The organism is Stenotrophomonas sp. NPDC078853, assembly GCF_044901215.1.
GTDB classification, from domain to species: domain Bacteria; phylum Pseudomonadota; class Gammaproteobacteria; order Xanthomonadales; family Xanthomonadaceae; genus Stenotrophomonas; species Stenotrophomonas lacuserhaii.
Map to the genome: position 1 here is coordinate 1 of NZ_JBJDOQ010000005.1, position 18,275 is coordinate 18,275.

Consider the following 18,275-nt stretch of genomic DNA (forward strand, 5'->3'; position numbering starts at 1 on the left):
AAATAAACCACATACAAGAAACTAAAGCCTGACGTGACGATGCCGAGCCGCGCGCGCGGTGAATCCAGCACGGTGCGGTCGATGCCGTTGGCACGCGCGAACGCCTGCGCGGCCTTGACCGCATAGCGGTGCAGGCGCATTTCCTGGTCCAGCGGCGGGTCCGGCCAGCGGATGTTGAGACCGCCGGCCGGCATCTCGAAGTCCTCGGGCAGCACGATGCGTCGTGCCAGCGGGTCCACGTCCACCGATGCCGATGATTCCACCGTCTCGGCGATGGTCTTGAAGCCGATCCAGCGCCCGGTGTAGCGGCTCATCGCCCAGCCCAGCACGCCCATGTCCAGGATGTCCTGCACACCGGCCGGGTTCAGCACCGGCATCATCGCGCTGACGAACTCGTCCTCGCTGCCGTGCGGCAGGGTGGAACTGCGGCAGGCATGGTCATCGGCCGCCAGCGCCAGCACGCCGCCCAGGCGTGAGGTGCCGGCCGCGTTGGCGTGCTTGAAGACGTCGCCACAGCGGTCCACGCCCGGCCCCTTGCCGTACCACATGCCGAACACGCCCTGCACGTTGGCACCCGGGAACAGGTTGGTCTGCTGCGTTCCCCAGACCATGGTCGCGCCGAGATCCTCGTTCAGGCCGGGGGTGAACTTCACCCTGGCCGCGTCCAGATGCTGGCGCGCGCGCCACAGTTCCAGGTCGAAGCCGCCCAGCGGGCTGCCACGGTAGCCGCTGATGAAGCCTGCACTGTCGATGCCGGCGGCGGCGTCGCGCAGACGCTGCATCAGCGGCAGCCGGACCAGCGCCTGCACACCGCTCAGGTAGATCCGCCCGGTTTCGCGCGCGTACTTGTGGTCAAGCGTGTAGTCGCGGTCGAGCTGGTCGGCAGAATCGGGAGACGTGAGCTGGGCGGTACTGGTCATGGCTGGCCTGGTTCGGATCGGCTGGCGCCGGCTGCGCTGGCGCAGGACCGGAGGGCGCGGATTGTAACAGTGGCCCGGTCGTCGGCCGGTACTCGCTTCTGGTACCGCACTGCGGTTAGGATCAGGAAGTGGGAGGTTGTTGTTGCAACCTGGGGAAAAATCGATGTCACTTGTTAGACAGTTCCTTGCCAGCCTGGTGCTGGTATCGGGGACAGCCGCTGCATGGGCTGCCCCCCTCCTGCCTGCGCCGCAGGAGTTCTATTTCGATCCTGATCCCGCTGCCGTTCCGGTGGTGGTGGTACAGGCCGAGGGCGATGAGCTGGTCAGCCAGCTGCTGCGCCAGCGCGAACGCGGGCGCAAGTCGCTCGAGGCGACCGTGCAGCTGGCCGGTGTGGCCATCGCGCAGGGCCGCACCGAACTTGGCCAGCAGCTCTACACCGAAGCGCTGCAGGCCACCGCGGCCAATTCGCCGTCGGGCCGGATGGTGCGCTGGAACCATGGCTGGGACCTGTTCCGCCAAGGCCAGCCTGAGGCGGCGCTGGAGCAGTGGCATGCCGCCGCCAACGCATTGCGAGGCAATCCGTCGTGGATTCCGCCGACCTACGCACTGGCCCTGTGGCAGCTCGGGCAGAAGGAGGAAGCGGTCAAGTGGTATGCCGCCGCCGTCCGCACCGAACCGGGCCAGTGGAGCACCTCGACGAACTACCCGAGCCTGTTGCCGACGTGGCGCGACAGCGAGCGCGCCACACTGGCACAGGTGCAGCAGGCCTGGGCCGCGCAGCCGCCGAAGTGGCCGTGAACGAGCATGCCGCGCCAGGCCGCCGGATGGCGCGCCCGGCGCCGGTCATCAATCGTCGGCGTTGACCGTGCGTGCTGCGGCCCACTCGCGCAGCGCCTGGACCTGTTCGGCCATCAGCACCGACAGCGGGCGGCTGCCGCGGATTTCCGCCATCAGCACGTCGGTATCCAGCGCCCGCTGGTCGGCATGGGCGGCGTACAGGCCGGCAACGATGGCCTGTTCGATCTCCGCGCCGGAAAAACCATCCGCCGCGGCCGCCAGCGCCGGCAGTGCGAAATCATCGGCATTCAACTGACGACGTGCCAGGTGCAGGCGCAGCAGTTCCACGCGTACATCCGGGCCGGGCAGGTCGACGAAGAAGATCTCGTCGAAGCGGCCCTTGCGCAGCAGTTCGGCGGGCAGTTCGTGCACCTGGTTGGCGGTGGCCACGATGAATACCGCTGCCTTGCGCTCGGCCATCCAGGTCAGCAGCGTGCCCAGCACGCGGCGTGATACGCCGCCGTCTTCGCCGCCGGTCGCCAGGCCCTTTTCGATCTCATCGATCCACAGCACGCACGGCGCCAGCTGTTCGGCCGATGCCAATGCCTGGCGCAGGTTGGACTCGGTTTCGCCGTGGTACTTGTTGTACAGCGCGCCGACATCCATGCGCAGCAAGGGAACGCCGAACCCAGCGGCGGTCGCCTTGGCCAGCATCGATTTGCCGCAGCCCTGCACGCCCAGCAGCAGCATGCCGCGCGGCGGATCCAGGCCGGCCGGTGCGGCGCCGGCCAGGAATGCGATCCGGCGCTGGTTAACCCAGCGCTTGAGCCGGTTGGCGCCGGCCACGTCGGCAAAGCGCGCGGTGTCGTACTCGTACATCAGGTGGCCGCTGCGGTTGAGCAGTTCGAACTTCAGCCGCGCCAGCTGCGGCAGGTCGTCGTCACCGAGCGCGCCATCGGCATAGATCAGCTGGCGGGCGATCCGCCGCGCATCGACCAGGCTCAGGCCCTGCAGGTTGCGCAGGATCTTCTTCACCGCCTCGCTGTCGACCTCGACGCGGCGGCCGCCGTGCTCGCGCGCGTAACCGGCCGCTTCCTCGCGCAGCATCTTCAGCAATGCGTTGGCGTCGGGCAGGCGCGGGTTGAACCGCGTCGCCAGCGCTTCCAGTTCGGGCGGCAGGGTCACTTTCGCGCCGATCAGCACCAGCACGTGCGGCTGGCTGTGGCGGCGCTGGATGAGGTCGCGCAGCGCGCGCTGGTGGCTGGCGTAACCCAGGTAGGGATGGAAATCGAGCAGCAGGTAGATGCCGCGCTGGTCGGCCTGCTGGATCATCTGCAGTGCCGCGCTGGCATCGGGCGGGCCGACCGCATCGTCTTCACGTTCCAGGTCGATGCGGCGCAGGCCTTCGGTGATCGACCAGCGATGCAGTGCCCGCCATACCTGCAGCAGGGTCTGCCGGAACAGTTCGATGATCCGACCCTCATCCTGGGTCTCGATCACGATCAGGGGCGTATTGGCGCGTATCAGCGCGCTGAGGTCCTGCAGTTCGCTCATGACGGTTCGATCCTTCGGGGGCGCCACGATAACAAAGCCATCGCCCGGGTGGTTCAGCCGCGCGACTATCACCCTCACCTGCACCGGTGTACGCTCGGGCAACGTTCTCCCGGAAGCGAGGCCTGCATGAAGACCATCCTGGTGGCCGGTTCCAAGGGTGGGGTGGGCAAGACCACCCTCGCCACCCACCTGGCCGCACATGCGGCACTGCAGGGCCGGCGTACGGTGATTGCCGACGCCGACCCGCAGGGCTCCAGTACCCGCTGGGCACAGCGCAGGTCCGAGCTGGAAAGCGCGGTGCTGCCGATCGACGTGCACAAGAAGAAGCAATGGGCGCAGAAGCTCCCCGATGGCACCGACACGGTGATCATCGACGCCCCGGCCGGTGCGCTGGCCGACGATATCCTGCATTTCCTCGACGCCGCCGATGCCGTGGTGGTGCCGGTGCTGCCTTCGGCGCTGGACATCGAAGCCATCGTGGGCTTCCTCAACAGCCTGTCCAAGGTGGCCCGGGTGCACAACCGCAAGCTGCCGGTCGGGCTGGTGCTCAACCGTACCAAGCCGTGGACACAGACCTCCCAGCAGGCCATCCAGATGCTGTCCGACTGGCCCTATCCGGTGGTGGCGCAGCTGCGTGACAGCCAGAGTTACGTGGTGATGACCGGGCTGGGACGCAGCTTGTTCGATTACCGATCCGCCCAGGTCCGCGAACACCAGGCCGACTGGGAACCTCTGCTGAAATGGCTGGACAAGGCATGAGCCGCTTGTACCCCTCATCCAATGGAAGACTCCGATGCGTGAACTGATCCTGCTTCGCCATGCCCACGCCGAACCGGCCAGCACCGGCCAGGCCGATCTTGACCGACCCCTTTCGGCGGTCGGACTTGCCGAGGCCGAAGCGGCCGGCAAGTGGCTCAAGGACAACAACCTGCAGCCTGATTGCGTGCTCTGTTCACCGGCACGCCGTACCCGCGAAACCCTGGAGGCGGTGGTCGGCGTCACCGGCTTCTTCGAACACAAGCTGGAAGACAAGGTGTACGACGCCACGCCCGGCACCCTGATCGGGCTGGTCGACGACCGCAACGACGTCGAACGACTGATGATCGTCGGTCATAATCCCGGCCTGGAGCGCCTGGTCGCCCTGTTGAACACGGGCGAGACCAGCGACTACCGTGGCATGCCGCCGGCAGGCATCGCGGTGCTGCAGTTCCCCAAGGAAGCCAGCATCGAGCCGGGCGTCGCCAGCCTCAACGCATTCTGGTGGCCGTGACCCGATGAACGCGTGGCAGAGGGGGCTGCTGCTCGGATTGGCCGTGGTTCCGGGAGCGCTGGCCGCACAGCCGGCGCCTGCGGCATTGCCGGTGTTGCCGCCAGTGCAGGTCGTGCACCGTGCGCCGCTGGTGCTGGATACACAGCGCTCGCGGCTGGGGTTCGAAGTGCGCAGCCGGCTGGGGCAGCGCATCGAAGGCAGCTTTCCGCATTTCGAAGGCCGCATCGAGGTGCTGTCCGATGGGCGCCACCAGGTCCACCTGAAGATGTACACCCGCTCGGTCGAGATCCCTGGCAAGCCGCGCTACACCGGCTGGATGCGCGGGGAAGAGTTCTTCGATGCCGCCCGCCACCCGGTGGTGGAATTCGATTCGCTTCCCTACGACCCCGCCCGGGTGGACCACGGGGGGGACATCGAAGGTCGCCTGATGCTGCGCGGGGTCAGCCATCCGGAAACGCTGCGGGTGGAAAAGGCGGAATGCGCCAGACCCGGCTATGATTGCGATGTCGTCAGCCGCGGGACCGTCCTGCGGGGCCGCTACGGCATGGACAACTGGCAGCTTGCCCTGAGTGATCGAGTGACCTTCGTACTGCGAGCGCGCCTGAGCGAGGCGCCGAAACCGTGAACCTGATGTGCCGCTGGGTGATGCTGGCAGGCCTGCTGCTGCTCGGCGGCTGCGCGTCGCTGTCCAACAGTGAGCGTGAGCGTGCCGCGGGGATCGCCGTGCAGGCCCGCTCCACCGTCGTGGACTGCGACCGCGCTGATCGCTGCGCACAGGATTCACCGCTGCGTGCGCTGGCCGGGCGTGCCTTCACCGCATCGACCCCCGACCAGCCCCGGCATTACGCCACCATCCTGGACGAGGGCGAAGAAGCGCTGGTGGCGCGGCTGAACCTGCTGCGCAGCGCCACCCGCAGCATCGACCTGCAGACCTACATCTTCGACAAGGATGACAGCGCCAGGCTGGTGATCGACGAACTGCTGGCGGCCAGCCGGCGTGGCGTGAAGGTGCGCCTGCTGATCGACCAGTTGTCGGCGATCTCCGACCTGCAGATCCTCGGCGCGCTGTCATCGGCCCACCAGAATTTCGAACTGCGCGTCTACAACCCGACCTTCGGCAAGGCGCAGCTGAACTACTTCGACTACGCAGGCAGCGTGCTGTGCTGCTTCCGCCGCTTCAACCAGCGCATGCACAACAAGCTGCTGGTGGTCGATGATGCGATCGGCGTGGTGGGCGGGCGCAACTACCAGGACGATTACTACGACTGGGATTCGGAATACAACTTCCGCGACCGCGACGTGCTGGTGGCCGGTCCCGAAGCGCGGGTGATGGCGGCCAACTTCGAAGCGTTCTGGAGGGCCCCGCGCAGCGTGCCGGCCGAACGCCTGAACGATGTCGGGCGGATCCTGCTCGACAGTGGCCCGCCTTCGCTGCCGCCGGCCGTGTATCGACGGCCCGAGCGGGTCGAGCGGGTGCTGGCCGAAGCCATCGATGATGCGTGGATCACCCGTAGCTTCGTCGACACCGCGCTGCCGGTGGCATCGGTGCGTTACGTCGCCGACCTGCCGCGCAAGCATCGCCGCGAAACCGTCGAGCAGCCACGCAACGGGCAGCATGTCACCGAACCGCAGCTGGACCGGCTGATCGCCGAGGCGCAATCCGAAGTGCTGCTGCAGACGCCGTACCTGGTGTTGTCCAAGCCGGCGCGCAAGCTGTTCGCCGACCTGCGCAGGCAGGCCGATCCGCCGCGCGTGCTGGTGTCCACCAACAGCCTGGCGGCCACCGACAACCCGATCGTCTACGCGCTGTCCTACAAGTACAAGCGGCGCAACATGCGCGAGCTGGGCTTCAATATCTTCGAGTTCAAGCCGTTCCCGCTGGATGCACCGGTGGATTACCGCAACCTGCTGCCGGACCCGATCGCCGGCGACTCCCCGGAAGGCGGTCGCGGCGGGCTGCTGGGCGGCAGTGCGGCCGGCAGCAATGCCCGGCCTCCCGGCAGCGGCGGCCGCAACGACGGCAGCGCACGCGACACGGCCGCGCCGCGCAGCAATCCACGCACCGGCAGTGCCTACCAGAACGCACGCGAACGTCGCCGCGCGGCCGGCAGTGAAGTGGAGCGCGACCTGCTGCGCACCGAGACCCGTCCCTCGTTCCTGGGCAGCAAGGCGGTCAATCGCCCGCTGCCGGTGACCCGCCAGGGCGCACGCATGGGGCTGCACGCCAAGTCGCTGGTGGTGGATCGCCGCATCGGCGTGATCGGTACGCACAACTTCGATCCGCGCAGCGAAAACTACAACACCGAAGGCGCGGTGATCATCGACGACCCGGTGTTCGCCCAGCGCCTGGCCGACAGCATCCTGCGCGACATCGATCCGCAGAATTCCTGGACGGTGGCACCGCGCAGCAAGCCGCCGGTGCTGTCCGGGCTGAACTACAGCATGGGCAAGGCCTCCGAGGCGCTGCCGATCCTGGATTTCTGGCCGTGGCGCTACGCCACCGACTACGAGTTCCAGCCGGGCCCGGCCTGCCCCGAGCCGCTGCCGCGGCAGCATCCGGACTTCCATGCCTGTTACACCGCCGTGGGTGACTTCCCCGAAGTCAATGTCGGCCCGAAATTGTTGCTGGTGCGCATGCTGACCGCCTTCGGCGCCGGCCTGGTACCGATCCTCTGACTGGAGTCGTGCCGTGCCTTCCGTATTCCGCCACGCGGTTTCCCTTGATGCCCTCAACGCGCTGAGCGCCAACACGGTGATATCCCAGCTGGGGATCGTCTTCAGCGCGGTCGGCGATGACTGGCTGCAGGCGACCATGCCGGTGGATGCACGCACCCACCAGCCCTACGGCATCCTGCATGGCGGGGCATCGGTGGTGTTGGCCGAGACCCTGGGCAGCAGTGCCGGCAACCTCTGCGTGGACAACAGCCAGCAGGTCTGCGTCGGGCTGGAGATCAATGCCAACCACGTGCGCGCCAAGCGCGAGGGCGTGGTCACCGGTACCGCGCGCGCGGTGCATGTCGGCCGCAGCACGCAGATCTGGGACATCCGCATCGAAGACGAACAGGCGCGGCTGGTCTGCACTTCGCGGTTGACCCTGGCGGTGGTGGCGGCCGGCCACGGTTGAGCGGCGAACTGCAACCGCGGCACCGCCAGGATGCTGCAGAACACAGCGTTGCCGCCGGATGGCCCATCCGCGCAGCCGCCTTGGCCACCCCGCGCTGGCAGGCGCTGCGGTGCTCGGGTATCGTTCCCGCATGAATTCCCCCACTCCGGCCACCCGTGGCGGCGTGGCGCGTGTGTGCCGTTACCTGTACCGCGTACCGCTGCTGCTCATCCACCTGCTCGTGTTCCTGCCGCTGATCCTCATCGGCATGCTGCCGCCGTGGGGCGAACTGCGCGTGGGCGATGAACCGCTTGGCTACAAAGTGGTCAACTGGTGGTCGGCCGGCCTGATGTGGATCTTCGGCTTCCGCCTGGTGCGCATCGGCAACCCGCTGCACGGCGCGGTGCTGTTCGTGGCCAACCATGTCAGCTGGGTCGACATCTGCGTGCTGCACAGCCAGCGCATGATGGGTTTCGTCGCCAAGCGCGAAATTGCCGGCTGGCCGGTGGTCGGCTGGCTGGCCGGTCGCGGACAGACCATCTTCCACCAGCGGGGCAGCACCGAATCGCTGGATGGGGTGATGCAGCAGATGGTCGTGCGCCTGCGCGAAGGCAAGGGCGTGGGTGTGTTCCCGGAGGGCCGCACCCGTGGTGGTCATGAAGTGGGGCCGTTCCACGCGCGCATCTTCCAGGCGGCGGTGGAAACCGGCGTACCGGTGCAGCCGGTGGCGCTGCGCTACGGTGCAGGCGGCGACGCACAGACCGTGGTGGCGTTCGGCCCGCGCGAGAGTTTCTTCGCCAACTTCCTGCGCCTGCTGGGCGAGCCGGCCCGCCGTGCCGAAGTGCATTTCCTGGAGCCGATCGGCGGGCAGGACCTGGAAGGTCGCCGGCGCATCGCCGAAACCTCGCGTACCCGCATCATTGCGGCAATGGCCGGCAGCTGAGCCGACGGTGTCCGTCCCCGCGCCCGCGATGTCCTTTGATTCCGGTCCGCCCGGACTGCTGACGGCGGCCGATTACCAGCCGCCGCGCTGGCTGCGCAACGCACACCTGCAGTCGATGCTCAGTTCAAGCCGGCTGCGCCTGCGGCGCGGGCAGGAGCTGCTGGCCGCTACCGGTGCGGCACATCGGGAGCTGATCGTCGATGGCGGGCAGGGCGTGCGCCTGCAGGCCTGGCACAGTGCCATCCAGGCACGCGCGCCGCGCGGCATCGCCCTGCTGCTGCACGGGTGGGAGGGCAGCGCCGAATCCAGCTACATGCGCATGACCGCGGCCCGCATGCTGGCTGAAGGCTTCGACGTGGTCCGGCTGAACTTCCGTGACCACGGCAATACCCACCACCTCAATCCCGGCATCTTCCACTCCAACCGCATCGATGAAGTGGTGCATGCGGCCGCTGACATCGCCCGCCGCTGGCCGCAGCTGCCGCTGGTGGCGGCCGGTTACTCGCTGGGCGGCAACTTTGTGCTGCGGCTGGCCCTGCGCGCGCCGGCGGCCGGCGTGCCGCTGCAGCGGGTGGCCTCGGTGTGCCCGGTGCTGGACCCGGGCCTGACCATGGACAGCATCGAAAACGGCCCGGCCATGTATGACTGGTATTTCCGCCGCAAGTGGGCCGGATCGTTGCGGCGCAAGCAGGCGGTCTATCCGGAGCTGAGCGACTGGGATGAACGCGTACTGCGGCTGGACATCCGGGCGCTGACTGCCTGGCTGGTCGAGCACCATACCGATTACGGCTCGCTGCAGGCTTATTTCGATGGCTATTCCATCGCCGGCGAGCGGCTGGCGGAGCTGCAGGTGCCAGCGGACATCCTGATGGCCAAGGATGACCCGGTGATCCCGTACACCACCTTCAACGACTGGCAGCTGCCGCGGTCGGCGCGCCTGCAGACCGCCGAATGGGGCGGTCATTGCGGCTTCCTGGAGAACTGGCGCGGCGATGGATTCTCCGAACGCTGGGTGGCCCAGCATCTGGGACAGGCCGCGCGGGACGGTTGAGCGCGGCCGCGCCTGCACGATCGATCAGGGTCGTTACAATGCGGGTTTGCACTCCAGCCGGACCCGTCATGCAAGATCAGATACTCCAAGCCCTGCGTCTTCGCGACGCCGATCAGGCCGTGCAGCTGGCCACCCGCTGGATCGCCGCCGAGCCGCAGCAGCCCCAGGCCTACCGCTGGCACGCGCTGGCGCTGCAGCAGCAGGGCCAGTTGGCGGCTGCGGTTGACAGCCTGCAGCGCGCGCTGGAACTCGCCCCGGACGATGCCGACCTGCACCTGCAGCACGCTGGCCTGCTGCTGGCACTGCACCAGTTCGAAGACGCCGAAGCGGCGCTTGGACGCACCACCGGTTTCAATCCCAACGAACTGTCGGCCTACCTGATGCAGGCGCACCTGGCATTGGCGCGCAACGACGTGGACGAGGCGGAAAAGCAGCTCAAGCTGGCCTCGCGCGTGGATGCCGGGAATCCCGAAGTGGTGGCGCTGTCGGGCATGCTGGCGCTGCGTCGTGGCGCGCTGGATGAGGCGTTGGCCCAGTTGTCCAGCGCCGTGCGGGCGCTGCCGGATGATCCGCGCATCGTCTATGCACTGGGTACGGCCTACCTGCGCAAGGACATGTTGGCCTTCGCCGAACAGGCATTCCGCCGCGTGCTGGTCCTGAACCCGAAGATGACCGCGCTGCATGGGCTGCTGGTGCAACTGGCACTGCGCCAGGACAATCCTGCCGCAGCGGCCGAGATCATCGAGCAGGCCCTGCAGCAGCCCGGGCAGGACAGCGTGGCGATGCGCCGCTTCGCCGCGCAGATGGCCCTGCAGTCCGGCCAGCCCCTGCAGGCGCGCGACCACCTTCGCCCGCTGCTGGCCAGCAACGCGGGCGATCCGCAGTTGCTGCAGCTGCTGTTGATGGCCTGGCAGCGCCTGGGCCGCGACGAAGAAGCGCGTACCGAACTGGATGCGGTGTTGGCCGACCACGACCAGTTGCACAATCTGTGGCTGGCCCGCCTGTCGGTGGAAGGCGTGGGCAGCGAAGGCGCCGTGGCCGTGGGCGAACGTTGGCTGGCGGCGATGCCGGCGCACCTGCCGGCGCTGGAAACCCGCATGCGCCTGCATGACATGAACGGCGAACAGGACGCAGCCGAAGCCATGGCAGAGCGCATCCTGGCGCTGGAACCAGGCCGTGTCAGCGGTGCCACGCGACTGGTGGACGGGCTGGTGCGGCGCGATCCTGCCGCCGCGGCAGCCCGTGTGCAGCAGATGGTGGACGCGGCCGAAGGGCGCGCCAAGGAAGACCTGCGCACCTGGCTGGGCGAAGTGCACGACCGTGGCGGCCAGCCGCGCGAGGCCCTGCGTACCTGGCTGGACCTGCATGCCGACAACGTGGCCAACCGCCTGCCGCTGCCGCCGCAGGCCAAGCCACCGGCCAGCTGGCCGGCCCTGGGCGAGGTCGATCCGGAGCTGGCATCGCGCCCGATGTTCCTGTGGGGCGCACCCGGTTCGAACGTGGAAAAAGTGATGAGCGCGCTCAGCGCGGCCAGTCCGCTGGTGCGCGTTGACCGCTTCAGCGCCACGCCCCCGGACGATGCCTTCCAGAACTACAACACGCTGCAGGACCTGGCTTCGGGCAAGCTGACGCCGCAGGCGCTGGTGGACGGCTGGCGTGCGTGCCTGCCTTCGCGCGGCTTGGCCAACGACACGGTGATCGACTGGTTGCTGTTCTGGGACAACGCCCTGCTGTGGGCGCTGCGACCTGCGTTGCCGCAGGGGCGTCTGCTGGTGGTGCTGCGCGATCCGCGCGACATGCTGCTGGACTGGATCGCCTATGGCTCCGGCGCGCAGCTGGCGATCACCAGCCTGCAGGAAGCCGCCGAATGGCTGTCCCGTGCGCTGACCCAGGTTGCCGTCCTGAGCGAGCAGGATCTGTATCCAAACGTGCTGGTGCGCGTGGACGCGGCGGGCAACGATCCACAGGCGATGGCGCTGCTGCTCAGTGAGGTGATGGGCGTGCAGCTGCCACCGGCACCGAACATCGGTCCGCCGCGCCTGCCGAGCGGCCACTGGCGCAACTACCGCGAGGTCATGGGCGCTGCCATCGAGCTGCTGACCCCGGTCGCGGTTCGCCTGGGTTACCCGGAGGAATGAGCCACATGCAACTGACCAGCACCAGCCTGATCAACGGCGCACCGATCACGCGCGAGTTCGCCGCCGGCGATGGCGATGGGTTCGCCCCGGATCGCAATCCGCAGCTGGCGTGGAGCGGGGTGCCGGAGGGCACCCGTTCCTTCGCGCTGATCTGCGTGGATCCGGATGTGCCGACGGTTGCCGACACCGTCGGCCGCCAGGACATGACCATTCCGCGCGACCAGCCGCGCTGTGATTTCGTGCACTGGGTGATGGCCGACATTGCCGCGGACGTGCGCGAGCTTGCTGCCGGCAGCTGCAGCGATGGTTTCGTGGCCAAGGGCAAGACCGCGCCGGCCGGCCCGGCGGGCAGCCGCCAGGGACTGAACGACTTCACCGGATGGTTTGCCGGCAATCCGGACATGGCCGGTGACTATCTTGGCTATGACGGCCCGTATCCGCCGTTCAACGACGAGCGCATGCACCGCTACTTCTTCCGCGTGTTCGCGCTGGACGTGGCGACGCTGGAGCTGCCGACGCCGTTCACCGCCGGCGACGTGCATCGTGCGATGCAGGGCCACGTGCTGGCCGAAGCTTCACTGCACGGCACTTACACGTTGAATCCTTCGCTGTAACAAGCAACGTCAAAAGTGGAAGAGCTGCTTGTTGGCGGGGCGGGGTGGCTGTGCAGGACACGCCGTGAATCCATCCATGGAGGCTCGCTTTTCGCATCCATGCGAAAAGACGGTCCTGCACAGCCACCCCGCCCCACCTTCGACAGGTCCATGGCGGCCATGGAACCTGCGGTAGCGCCGACCCATGGTCGGCGGAATCTTCCCGCCAACAGCCCGCTGCGCTCGCCGACCATGGGTCGGCGCTACCGCTTTTCCATTTTCTTATTACGCGGCGGGCGGCACTCGGAACCTGTCAGAGCGACGGGAGGGTGGGCTGTCCGGGACACTGTGAGGCAGAAGCCGAACAGTAGCCTACAGGGACGTACTTGCGGCGTGTCCCGGACAGCCCACCCTCCCGTCGCAAATCACGCAGCCTGCTCCTGGCAGCAGCACGCCGCGAGGGGGGTCTCACCCGTTCGCCGTCACTTCTCGACAGCCGACTCCACCACCATGTCCAGCACGTACGCCTGCGAGGATGCATCCGCCGGCGGGTTGGCCACCTTGAAGCGGTTCACACGCAGTACGTTGCGGGTGCCGGCCTCGTGGGTGTAGCCCTCGATGCTGTCGTAGAAATTCTCGAAGGCGCCCGGCTGACCCTGCTCCAGTCCCTGATCGTCGAACTGCACTTCGCGCACCTGCAGGCACTGCTTGTCCTTGATCAGCGGATGCGGGCACGGCTTGGTCTGTGCGGCCACTTCCAGGAACACGCGCTCACCCGGGCCACCGAAGCGGGTCTCGGCCGTGGGCTCCGGCGCGAACACCAGCACCTCGCCCTGGGCGGTGCGCAGGGTCAGCTCGCCGTTGTCGCCCAGTTCGGTCTTCAGCGGGCCCTGCAGGCGGCTGCCCACGGCCTCGTCCAGTGCCATCAGGTCCGGACCGCAGGCCATCCGCGTGGATGCCAGCTGAGACAGCACCAGGTTGCCATCGGCCAGGGTGTAACCGCCGTTCATGCCATTGCAGGTGTTGGACACCGATACGCGGCCATCGCTGAAGTCCAGCGTCACCGGCTTGTCGGCGCGTGCGAACAGCGCATCAATGCGCTTGCCACCGGCATCGGTGGCGTCCTTCAGGCGCCAGTGCTGTCCCTGCAGGCGCTGCACGTCCAGATGCGCGACGGTCTTCTGCGCGGCGGCCGCGGCCGGTGCCGGAGCGAGGTCGTCGGCATTGCCGGCCGGGGCCGGGTTCTGGCTGCAGGCCGCCAGCAATGCCAGCGGCAGGGACAGGATCAGGGTGCGCTTCATGTTGGATTCTCCTTGGATTGCCGGATTCAGAACGGATGCGCGCGCCCGGTGGGGTCATGCGCATCCCACCACCTTCAGTTGCCGGCAGGCAACCACAGCAGCAGTCCCGCGCCGAGCAGGATGCGGTACACCGCGAAGGCGGTGAATTTGTGAGACTTGATGTAGCCCAGCAGCCACTTCACTACGACGAAGCCGGTGACGACCGCGGCAAGGAACGCCACGCTCACCTCGGTCCAGTTCTCGCTGGCCAGCTTGCCTTCCTTGGCCAGTTCCAGGAAGGCATACGCGCTGGCGGCGAACATGGTCGGGATGCCGACCAGGAACACGAACTCGGTGGCCGCGGCACGGCGGCTCAGGCCCAGCAGCATGGCCAGGAAGATCGCCGATGCCGAGCGCGACGTACCCGGGAACACACCGGCCACCACCTGCGCGATGCCCACGCCGATGGCCACTGTCCAGGTCACCTGGTCACGATCGGGCAGGCGTGCCGTATAGGCCTCCACCAGCAGCATCCAGATGCCACCGATGATCAGCGCCCATGCAACCGGACTCACTGTCTCCGGCAGTTCCCAGCCGGCCAGGCGCACTGGCAGGCCGACCACCGCAGTCACCAGGAAGGCCGTGCCCAGCTTCATCACGTAGTCGCGGTTCTCACGCTGGTGCAGGCCGGTGGCGAGCGTCCACAGACGCTGGCGGAAGACCAGGGTGATGGCGAGGATCGCACCGGCCTGGATGATGATGTTGAAGAAGTCCGAGCGCGCGCCCAGCCAATGCTGGGCAATCAGCAGGTGCCCGGTGCTGGAGATGGGCAGGAACTCGGTGACACCTTCTAGGATGCCCAGCAGCAGGGCGGAGAGCAGGTCAGACATGGAGGAGGAATCGTCGGATGGCAGCAGAGGTGCCGACGAGGATAGACCATCTGCCTACGCACCAAGGCAGTGCGCGGCGCTGGTAACGCACCACCATGGTGCGTTTTGTTGTGCACCATTCAGGCGCACGCTCATGCAAATCAACGGCTTGTGAGGGTCCAGAAGTTGGCACGGAGATTGCTCTGGTAATCCCAGGCATTCAATTCCAACCGAGGTTCCACCCGATGTCCGTTGAAAACGTTGAGAAGCTGGTCAAGGACAACCAGATCGAGTTCGTCGATCTGCGTTTCGTGGACATGCGTGGCATCGAGCAGCACGTCACCTTCCCGGTCAGCATCATCGAAGCGTCGCTGTTCGAAGAGGGCAAGATGTTTGACGGCAGCTCCATCGCCGGCTGGAAAGGCATCAACGAATCGGACATGGTGCTGCTGCCGGATCCGTCCAGCGCGTACGTGGACCCGTTCTACGCCGACCCGACCATCGTCATCAGCTGCGACATCCTCGACCCGGCCACCATGCAGCCGTACGGCCGTTGCCCGCGCGGCATCGCCAAGCGCGCCGAAGCTTTCCTGAAGTCCAGCGGCATCGCCGAACAGGCCTTCTTCGGCCCGGAGCCGGAGTTCTTCATCTTCGATTCGGTCCGCTTCGCCAACGACATGGGCAACACCTTCTTCAAGGTCGATTCCGAAGAAGCCGCCTGGAACACCGGTGCCAAGTATGACGGCGCCAACAGCGGCTACCGTCCGGGCGTGAAGGGCGGTTACTTCCCCGTGCCGCCGACCGATTCGCTGCACGACCTGCGCGCGGAAATGTGCAAGACGCTGGAACAGGTCGGCATCGAAGTGGAAGTGCAGCACCACGAAGTGGCCACCGCCGGCCAGTGCGAGATCGGCACCAAGTTCAGCACGCTGGTGCAGAAGGCCGACGAACTGCTGCGCATGAAGTACGTGATCAAGAACGTGGCCCACCGCAACGGCAAGACCGCGACCTTCATGCCCAAGCCGATCGTCGGTGACAACGGCAGCGGCATGCACGTGCACCAGTCGCTGTCCAAGGGCGGCACCAACCTGTTCTCCGGTGATGGCTACGGCGGCCTGAGCCAGCTGGCACTGTGGTACATCGGCGGCATCTTCAAGCACGCCAAGGCGATCAACGCCTTCGCCAACGCCGGCACCAACAGCTACAAGCGCCTGGTCCCGGGCTTCGAAGCACCGGTGATGCTGGCCTACTCGGCCCGCAACCGTTCGGCCTCGTGCCGCATCCCGTTCGTGACCAACCCGAAGGCGCGTCGCATTGAAATGCGCTTCCCCGATCCGATCCAGTCCGGCTACCTGACCTTCACCGTGCTGATGATGGCCGGCCTGGACGGCATCAGGAACCAGATCGACCCGGGCGCACCGAGCGACAAGGACCTGTACGACCTGCCGCCGGAAGAAGAGAAGCTGATCCCGCAGGTCTGCTCCTCGCTGGACCAGGCGTTGGAAGCACTCGACAAGGACCGCGAGTTCCTCAAGGCCGGCGGCGTGATGGACGATGATTTCATCGACGGTTACATCGCGCTGAAGATGCAGGAAGTCACCAAGTTCCGTGCGGCCACCCACCCGCTGGAATACCAGTTGTACTACGCCAGCTGAGCACGCGCGGCGGTGGCGGAGGATACCCCTCCCACCTTCGTCATCGCCGCATCTTTTCCGGCTGGGGAGCCGGGACGGATGAGCCTGCAACGCGGTAGAAATCGTTCCACCGTTCAGGGGCAAGCAAAACCGGACGCGCGTCATGGGCCTACCTCCCTCCCGCGTCGCTGGCTGTGTTTGGAGAGAGACACAGCCGCCAGGGCCCAGACCACGTTCGGCGCGACAGCCACGGCCACCCTGCGGGGTGGCCCGTGGTTGCAGACGCCACGGCCTGCATCCGCCGTGGACCCATCCACCATCGGGATATGCGCATGAAACTGATCTCCGCCATCATCCGGCCGTTCAAGCTCGACGAGGTCCGCGAGGCCCTCTCCGATGCGGGCGTGTCCGGCATCACCGTGACCGAAGTGAAAGGTTTCGGTCGACAGAAGGGCCACACCGAGCTGTACCGCGGCGCCGAGTACGTCGTCGATTTCCTGCCCAAGATCAAGATTGAAACCGTGGTGACCGACGAGCGGACCGACGCGGTGATCGAAGCGATCCAGAACGCAGCGGGCACCGGCAAGATCGGCGACGGCAAGATCTTCGTCACGCCTGTCGAACAGGTCATCCGCATCCGCACCGGCGAAATCGGCGCGGACGCGCTGTAACCCACTCGGAGATCCCTCGCATGAAGATTCGACTGTTCGCCGGGTGGCAAGCCCGGTTCCATCTGGTGTGCCTGCTGATGCTGCTCAGTGCGTTGGCCGTGGGTGCGTTCCCCGGCGCTGCGCATGCCCAGGCGCAGGTCACCCCGGTGCCAACCGAAGAAGTGACCGTCGAGCCGCTGGCTGCCGAGCCGGTCGCCGCACCGGTGGCCGAAGCCGCCGCCGCGCCCACCTTCGACCACGGTGACGTGGCCTGGATGCTGACCTCCACGCTGCTGGTGCTGCTGATGGTGGTGCCGGGCCTGGCGTTGTTCTACGGCGGCCTGGTGCGTTCAAAGAACGTGCTTTCGGTGCTCAGCCAGATCCTGGTGGTGTTCTCGCTGGTGATCATCCTGTGGGTGGCCTACGGCTACAGCGCGGTGTTCAGCGAAGGCAACCCGTTCTTCGGCTCCTTCACCCAGTTCGCCTTCCTGAAGGGTTTCTCGCCCGATTCGGTGGGCAATACGCCGATCGCCGGCCTGCCGGATTATCTGTTCGTCGCCTTCCAGTCCACCTTCGCCGGCATCACCACCGCACTGATCGTCGGCGCCTTCGCCGAACGCATCAAGTTCAAGGCGGTGATCCTATTCTCGATCCTGTGGTTCACCCTCAGCTACATCCCGATGGCGCACATCGTCTGGGGTGGTGGCTACCTGGCCGAACTGGGCGCGATCGATTTCGCCGGCGGCACCGTCGTGCACATCAACGCCGGCGTGGCCGGCCTGGTCGGCGCGTACTTCGTCGGCAAGCGCATCGGCTACGGCCAGACCGCGCTGAAGCCGCACAACGTGGTGTTCACCTACATCGGCGCGATGCTGCTGTGGGTGGGCTGGTTCGGCTTCAATGCCGGCTCGGCCGCAGCCGCCGACACCGTGGCTTCGCTGGCCTTCCTCAACACGATCCTGGCCACGGCCGCAGCGGTGGTGGGCTGGACACTGGTGGAAGCGATCACCAAGGGCAAGCCGTCCGCACTCGGCGCTGCATCCGGCGCGGTCGCCGGCCTGGTCGGCATCACGCCGGCCTGCGGCACCGTGGGCCCGATGGGCGCTCTGGTCATCGGCGTTGTCTCCGGTGCGCTCTGCGTGTGGGGCGTCACCGGCCTGAAGCGCCTGCTGAAGGTCGATGACACGGCCGATGTGTTCGGCGTGCATGGCATCGGCGGCATCGTCGGTGCACTGCTCACCGGTGTGTTCAGCGCACAGTCGCTGGGCGGCACCAAGGCCGACCTGGATATCGGCCACCAAGTATGGGTGCAGTTCGTCAGCGTCGCCTTCACCATCGCCTGGTGCGCCGTGGTGACCGCGCTGATCCTGCTGCTGGTCAAGGCGCTGGTTGGCCTGCGCGTCACCGAAGAGGCCGAGCGTACCGGCCTGGACGTGACCTCGCACGGCGAGTCCGCTTACGAGGTCTGATCGACCTGCCTGCTGCAGAACAA

Annotated in this window: 16 protein-coding genes and 1 pseudogene; 13 read left to right on the top strand and 4 right to left on the bottom strand. The window is 67.0% G+C overall.

The window, feature by feature from the left end:
* Positions 1-920, bottom strand: a pseudogene (locus ACI2JH_RS06980) (indolepyruvate ferredoxin oxidoreductase family protein); the annotation flags it as partial.
* A 163-nt stretch (positions 921-1,083) separates the two neighbouring features.
* Between ACI2JH_RS06980 and ACI2JH_RS06985 the strand changes: the two are divergent.
* Complete coding sequence (locus ACI2JH_RS06985; protein ID WP_101101629.1) at positions 1,084-1,719, top strand: M48 family metallopeptidase; 636 nt, start codon at positions 1,084-1,086, stop codon at positions 1,717-1,719.
* A gap of 48 nt (positions 1,720-1,767) precedes the next feature.
* On the opposite strand, the gene ACI2JH_RS06990 is transcribed toward ACI2JH_RS06985, so the two are convergent.
* Positions 1,768-3,252, bottom strand: a complete 1,485-nt coding sequence (locus tag ACI2JH_RS06990) for an AAA family ATPase (RefSeq protein WP_101101627.1) — start codon at positions 3,250-3,252, stop codon at positions 1,768-1,770.
* Positions 3,253-3,378: 126 nt separating this feature from the next.
* Here ACI2JH_RS06990 and ACI2JH_RS06995 point away from each other — a divergent pair, with 126 nt between their 5' ends.
* From ACI2JH_RS06995 to ACI2JH_RS07035, 9 genes are all read left to right on the top strand, one after another.
* Positions 3,379-4,011, top strand: a complete 633-nt coding sequence (locus ACI2JH_RS06995; protein ID WP_042612208.1) for a ParA family protein — start codon at positions 3,379-3,381, stop codon at positions 4,009-4,011.
* A 34-nt stretch (positions 4,012-4,045) separates the two neighbouring features.
* Positions 4,046-4,522 carry a histidine phosphatase family protein gene (locus ACI2JH_RS07000; RefSeq protein WP_042612209.1) on the top strand — a complete coding sequence of 159 codons (477 nt, stop codon included), beginning with the start codon at positions 4,046-4,048 and terminating at the stop codon, positions 4,520-4,522.
* Positions 4,523-4,526: 4 nt separating this feature from the next.
* Complete coding sequence (locus ACI2JH_RS07005; RefSeq protein ID WP_404735789.1) at positions 4,527-5,147, top strand: YceI family protein; 621 nt, start codon at positions 4,527-4,529, stop codon at positions 5,145-5,147.
* A gap of 5 nt (positions 5,148-5,152) precedes the next feature.
* Positions 5,153-7,198 carry a phospholipase D family protein gene (locus ACI2JH_RS07010; RefSeq protein WP_404735897.1) on the top strand — a complete coding sequence of 682 codons (2,046 nt, stop codon included), beginning with the start codon at positions 5,153-5,155 and terminating at the stop codon, positions 7,196-7,198.
* Positions 7,199-7,211: 13 nt separating this feature from the next.
* Positions 7,212-7,646 (top strand): hotdog fold thioesterase, encoded by a 435-nt coding sequence (locus ACI2JH_RS07015; protein ID WP_101101619.1) that lies wholly within the window; start codon positions 7,212-7,214, stop codon positions 7,644-7,646.
* Between the two features lie 58 nt (positions 7,647-7,704).
* Positions 7,705-8,568, top strand: a complete 864-nt coding sequence (locus tag ACI2JH_RS07020; protein WP_404735790.1) for a lysophospholipid acyltransferase family protein — start codon at positions 7,705-7,707, stop codon at positions 8,566-8,568.
* Between the two features lie 28 nt (positions 8,569-8,596).
* Positions 8,597-9,619, top strand: a complete 1,023-nt coding sequence (locus tag ACI2JH_RS07025; protein WP_404735791.1) for a YheT family hydrolase — start codon at positions 8,597-8,599, stop codon at positions 9,617-9,619.
* Between the two features lie 68 nt (positions 9,620-9,687).
* The gene (locus ACI2JH_RS07030; protein ID WP_101101617.1) at positions 9,688-11,757 is read left to right on the top strand and encodes a tetratricopeptide repeat protein; all 2,070 of its coding nucleotides are present in this window, start codon (positions 9,688-9,690) and stop codon (positions 11,755-11,757) included.
* 5 nt (positions 11,758-11,762) lie between these two features.
* Positions 11,763-12,371, top strand: coding sequence for a YbhB/YbcL family Raf kinase inhibitor-like protein (locus tag ACI2JH_RS07035; protein ID WP_404735792.1), 609 nt, complete (start codon positions 11,763-11,765; stop codon positions 12,369-12,371).
* A 461-nt stretch (positions 12,372-12,832) separates the two neighbouring features.
* On the opposite strand, the gene ACI2JH_RS07040 is transcribed toward ACI2JH_RS07035, so the two are convergent.
* Positions 12,833-13,651, bottom strand: coding sequence for a DUF4377 domain-containing protein (locus ACI2JH_RS07040; protein ID WP_404735793.1), 819 nt, complete (start codon positions 13,649-13,651; stop codon positions 12,833-12,835).
* Between the two features lie 74 nt (positions 13,652-13,725).
* The gene (locus ACI2JH_RS07045) at positions 13,726-14,520 is read right to left on the bottom strand and encodes an undecaprenyl-diphosphate phosphatase (protein ID WP_101101612.1); all 795 of its coding nucleotides are present in this window, start codon (positions 14,518-14,520) and stop codon (positions 13,726-13,728) included.
* 224 nt (positions 14,521-14,744) lie between these two features.
* Here ACI2JH_RS07045 and glnA point away from each other — a divergent pair, with 224 nt between their 5' ends.
* The 3 genes from glnA (at position 14,745) to ACI2JH_RS07060 (ending at position 18,252) form a co-directional block, all read left to right on the top strand.
* Entirely contained in the window at positions 14,745-16,154 is a 1,410-nt protein-coding gene (gene glnA, locus ACI2JH_RS07050) for a type I glutamate--ammonia ligase (RefSeq protein ID WP_042614703.1), read from the top strand.
* A gap of 311 nt (positions 16,155-16,465) precedes the next feature.
* Positions 16,466-16,804, top strand: coding sequence for a P-II family nitrogen regulator (locus ACI2JH_RS07055; protein WP_042614733.1), 339 nt, complete (start codon positions 16,466-16,468; stop codon positions 16,802-16,804).
* A gap of 20 nt (positions 16,805-16,824) precedes the next feature.
* Positions 16,825-18,252, top strand: coding sequence for an ammonium transporter (locus ACI2JH_RS07060; protein ID WP_101101608.1), 1,428 nt, complete (start codon positions 16,825-16,827; stop codon positions 18,250-18,252).
* Positions 18,253-18,275: the final 23 nt, after the last annotated feature.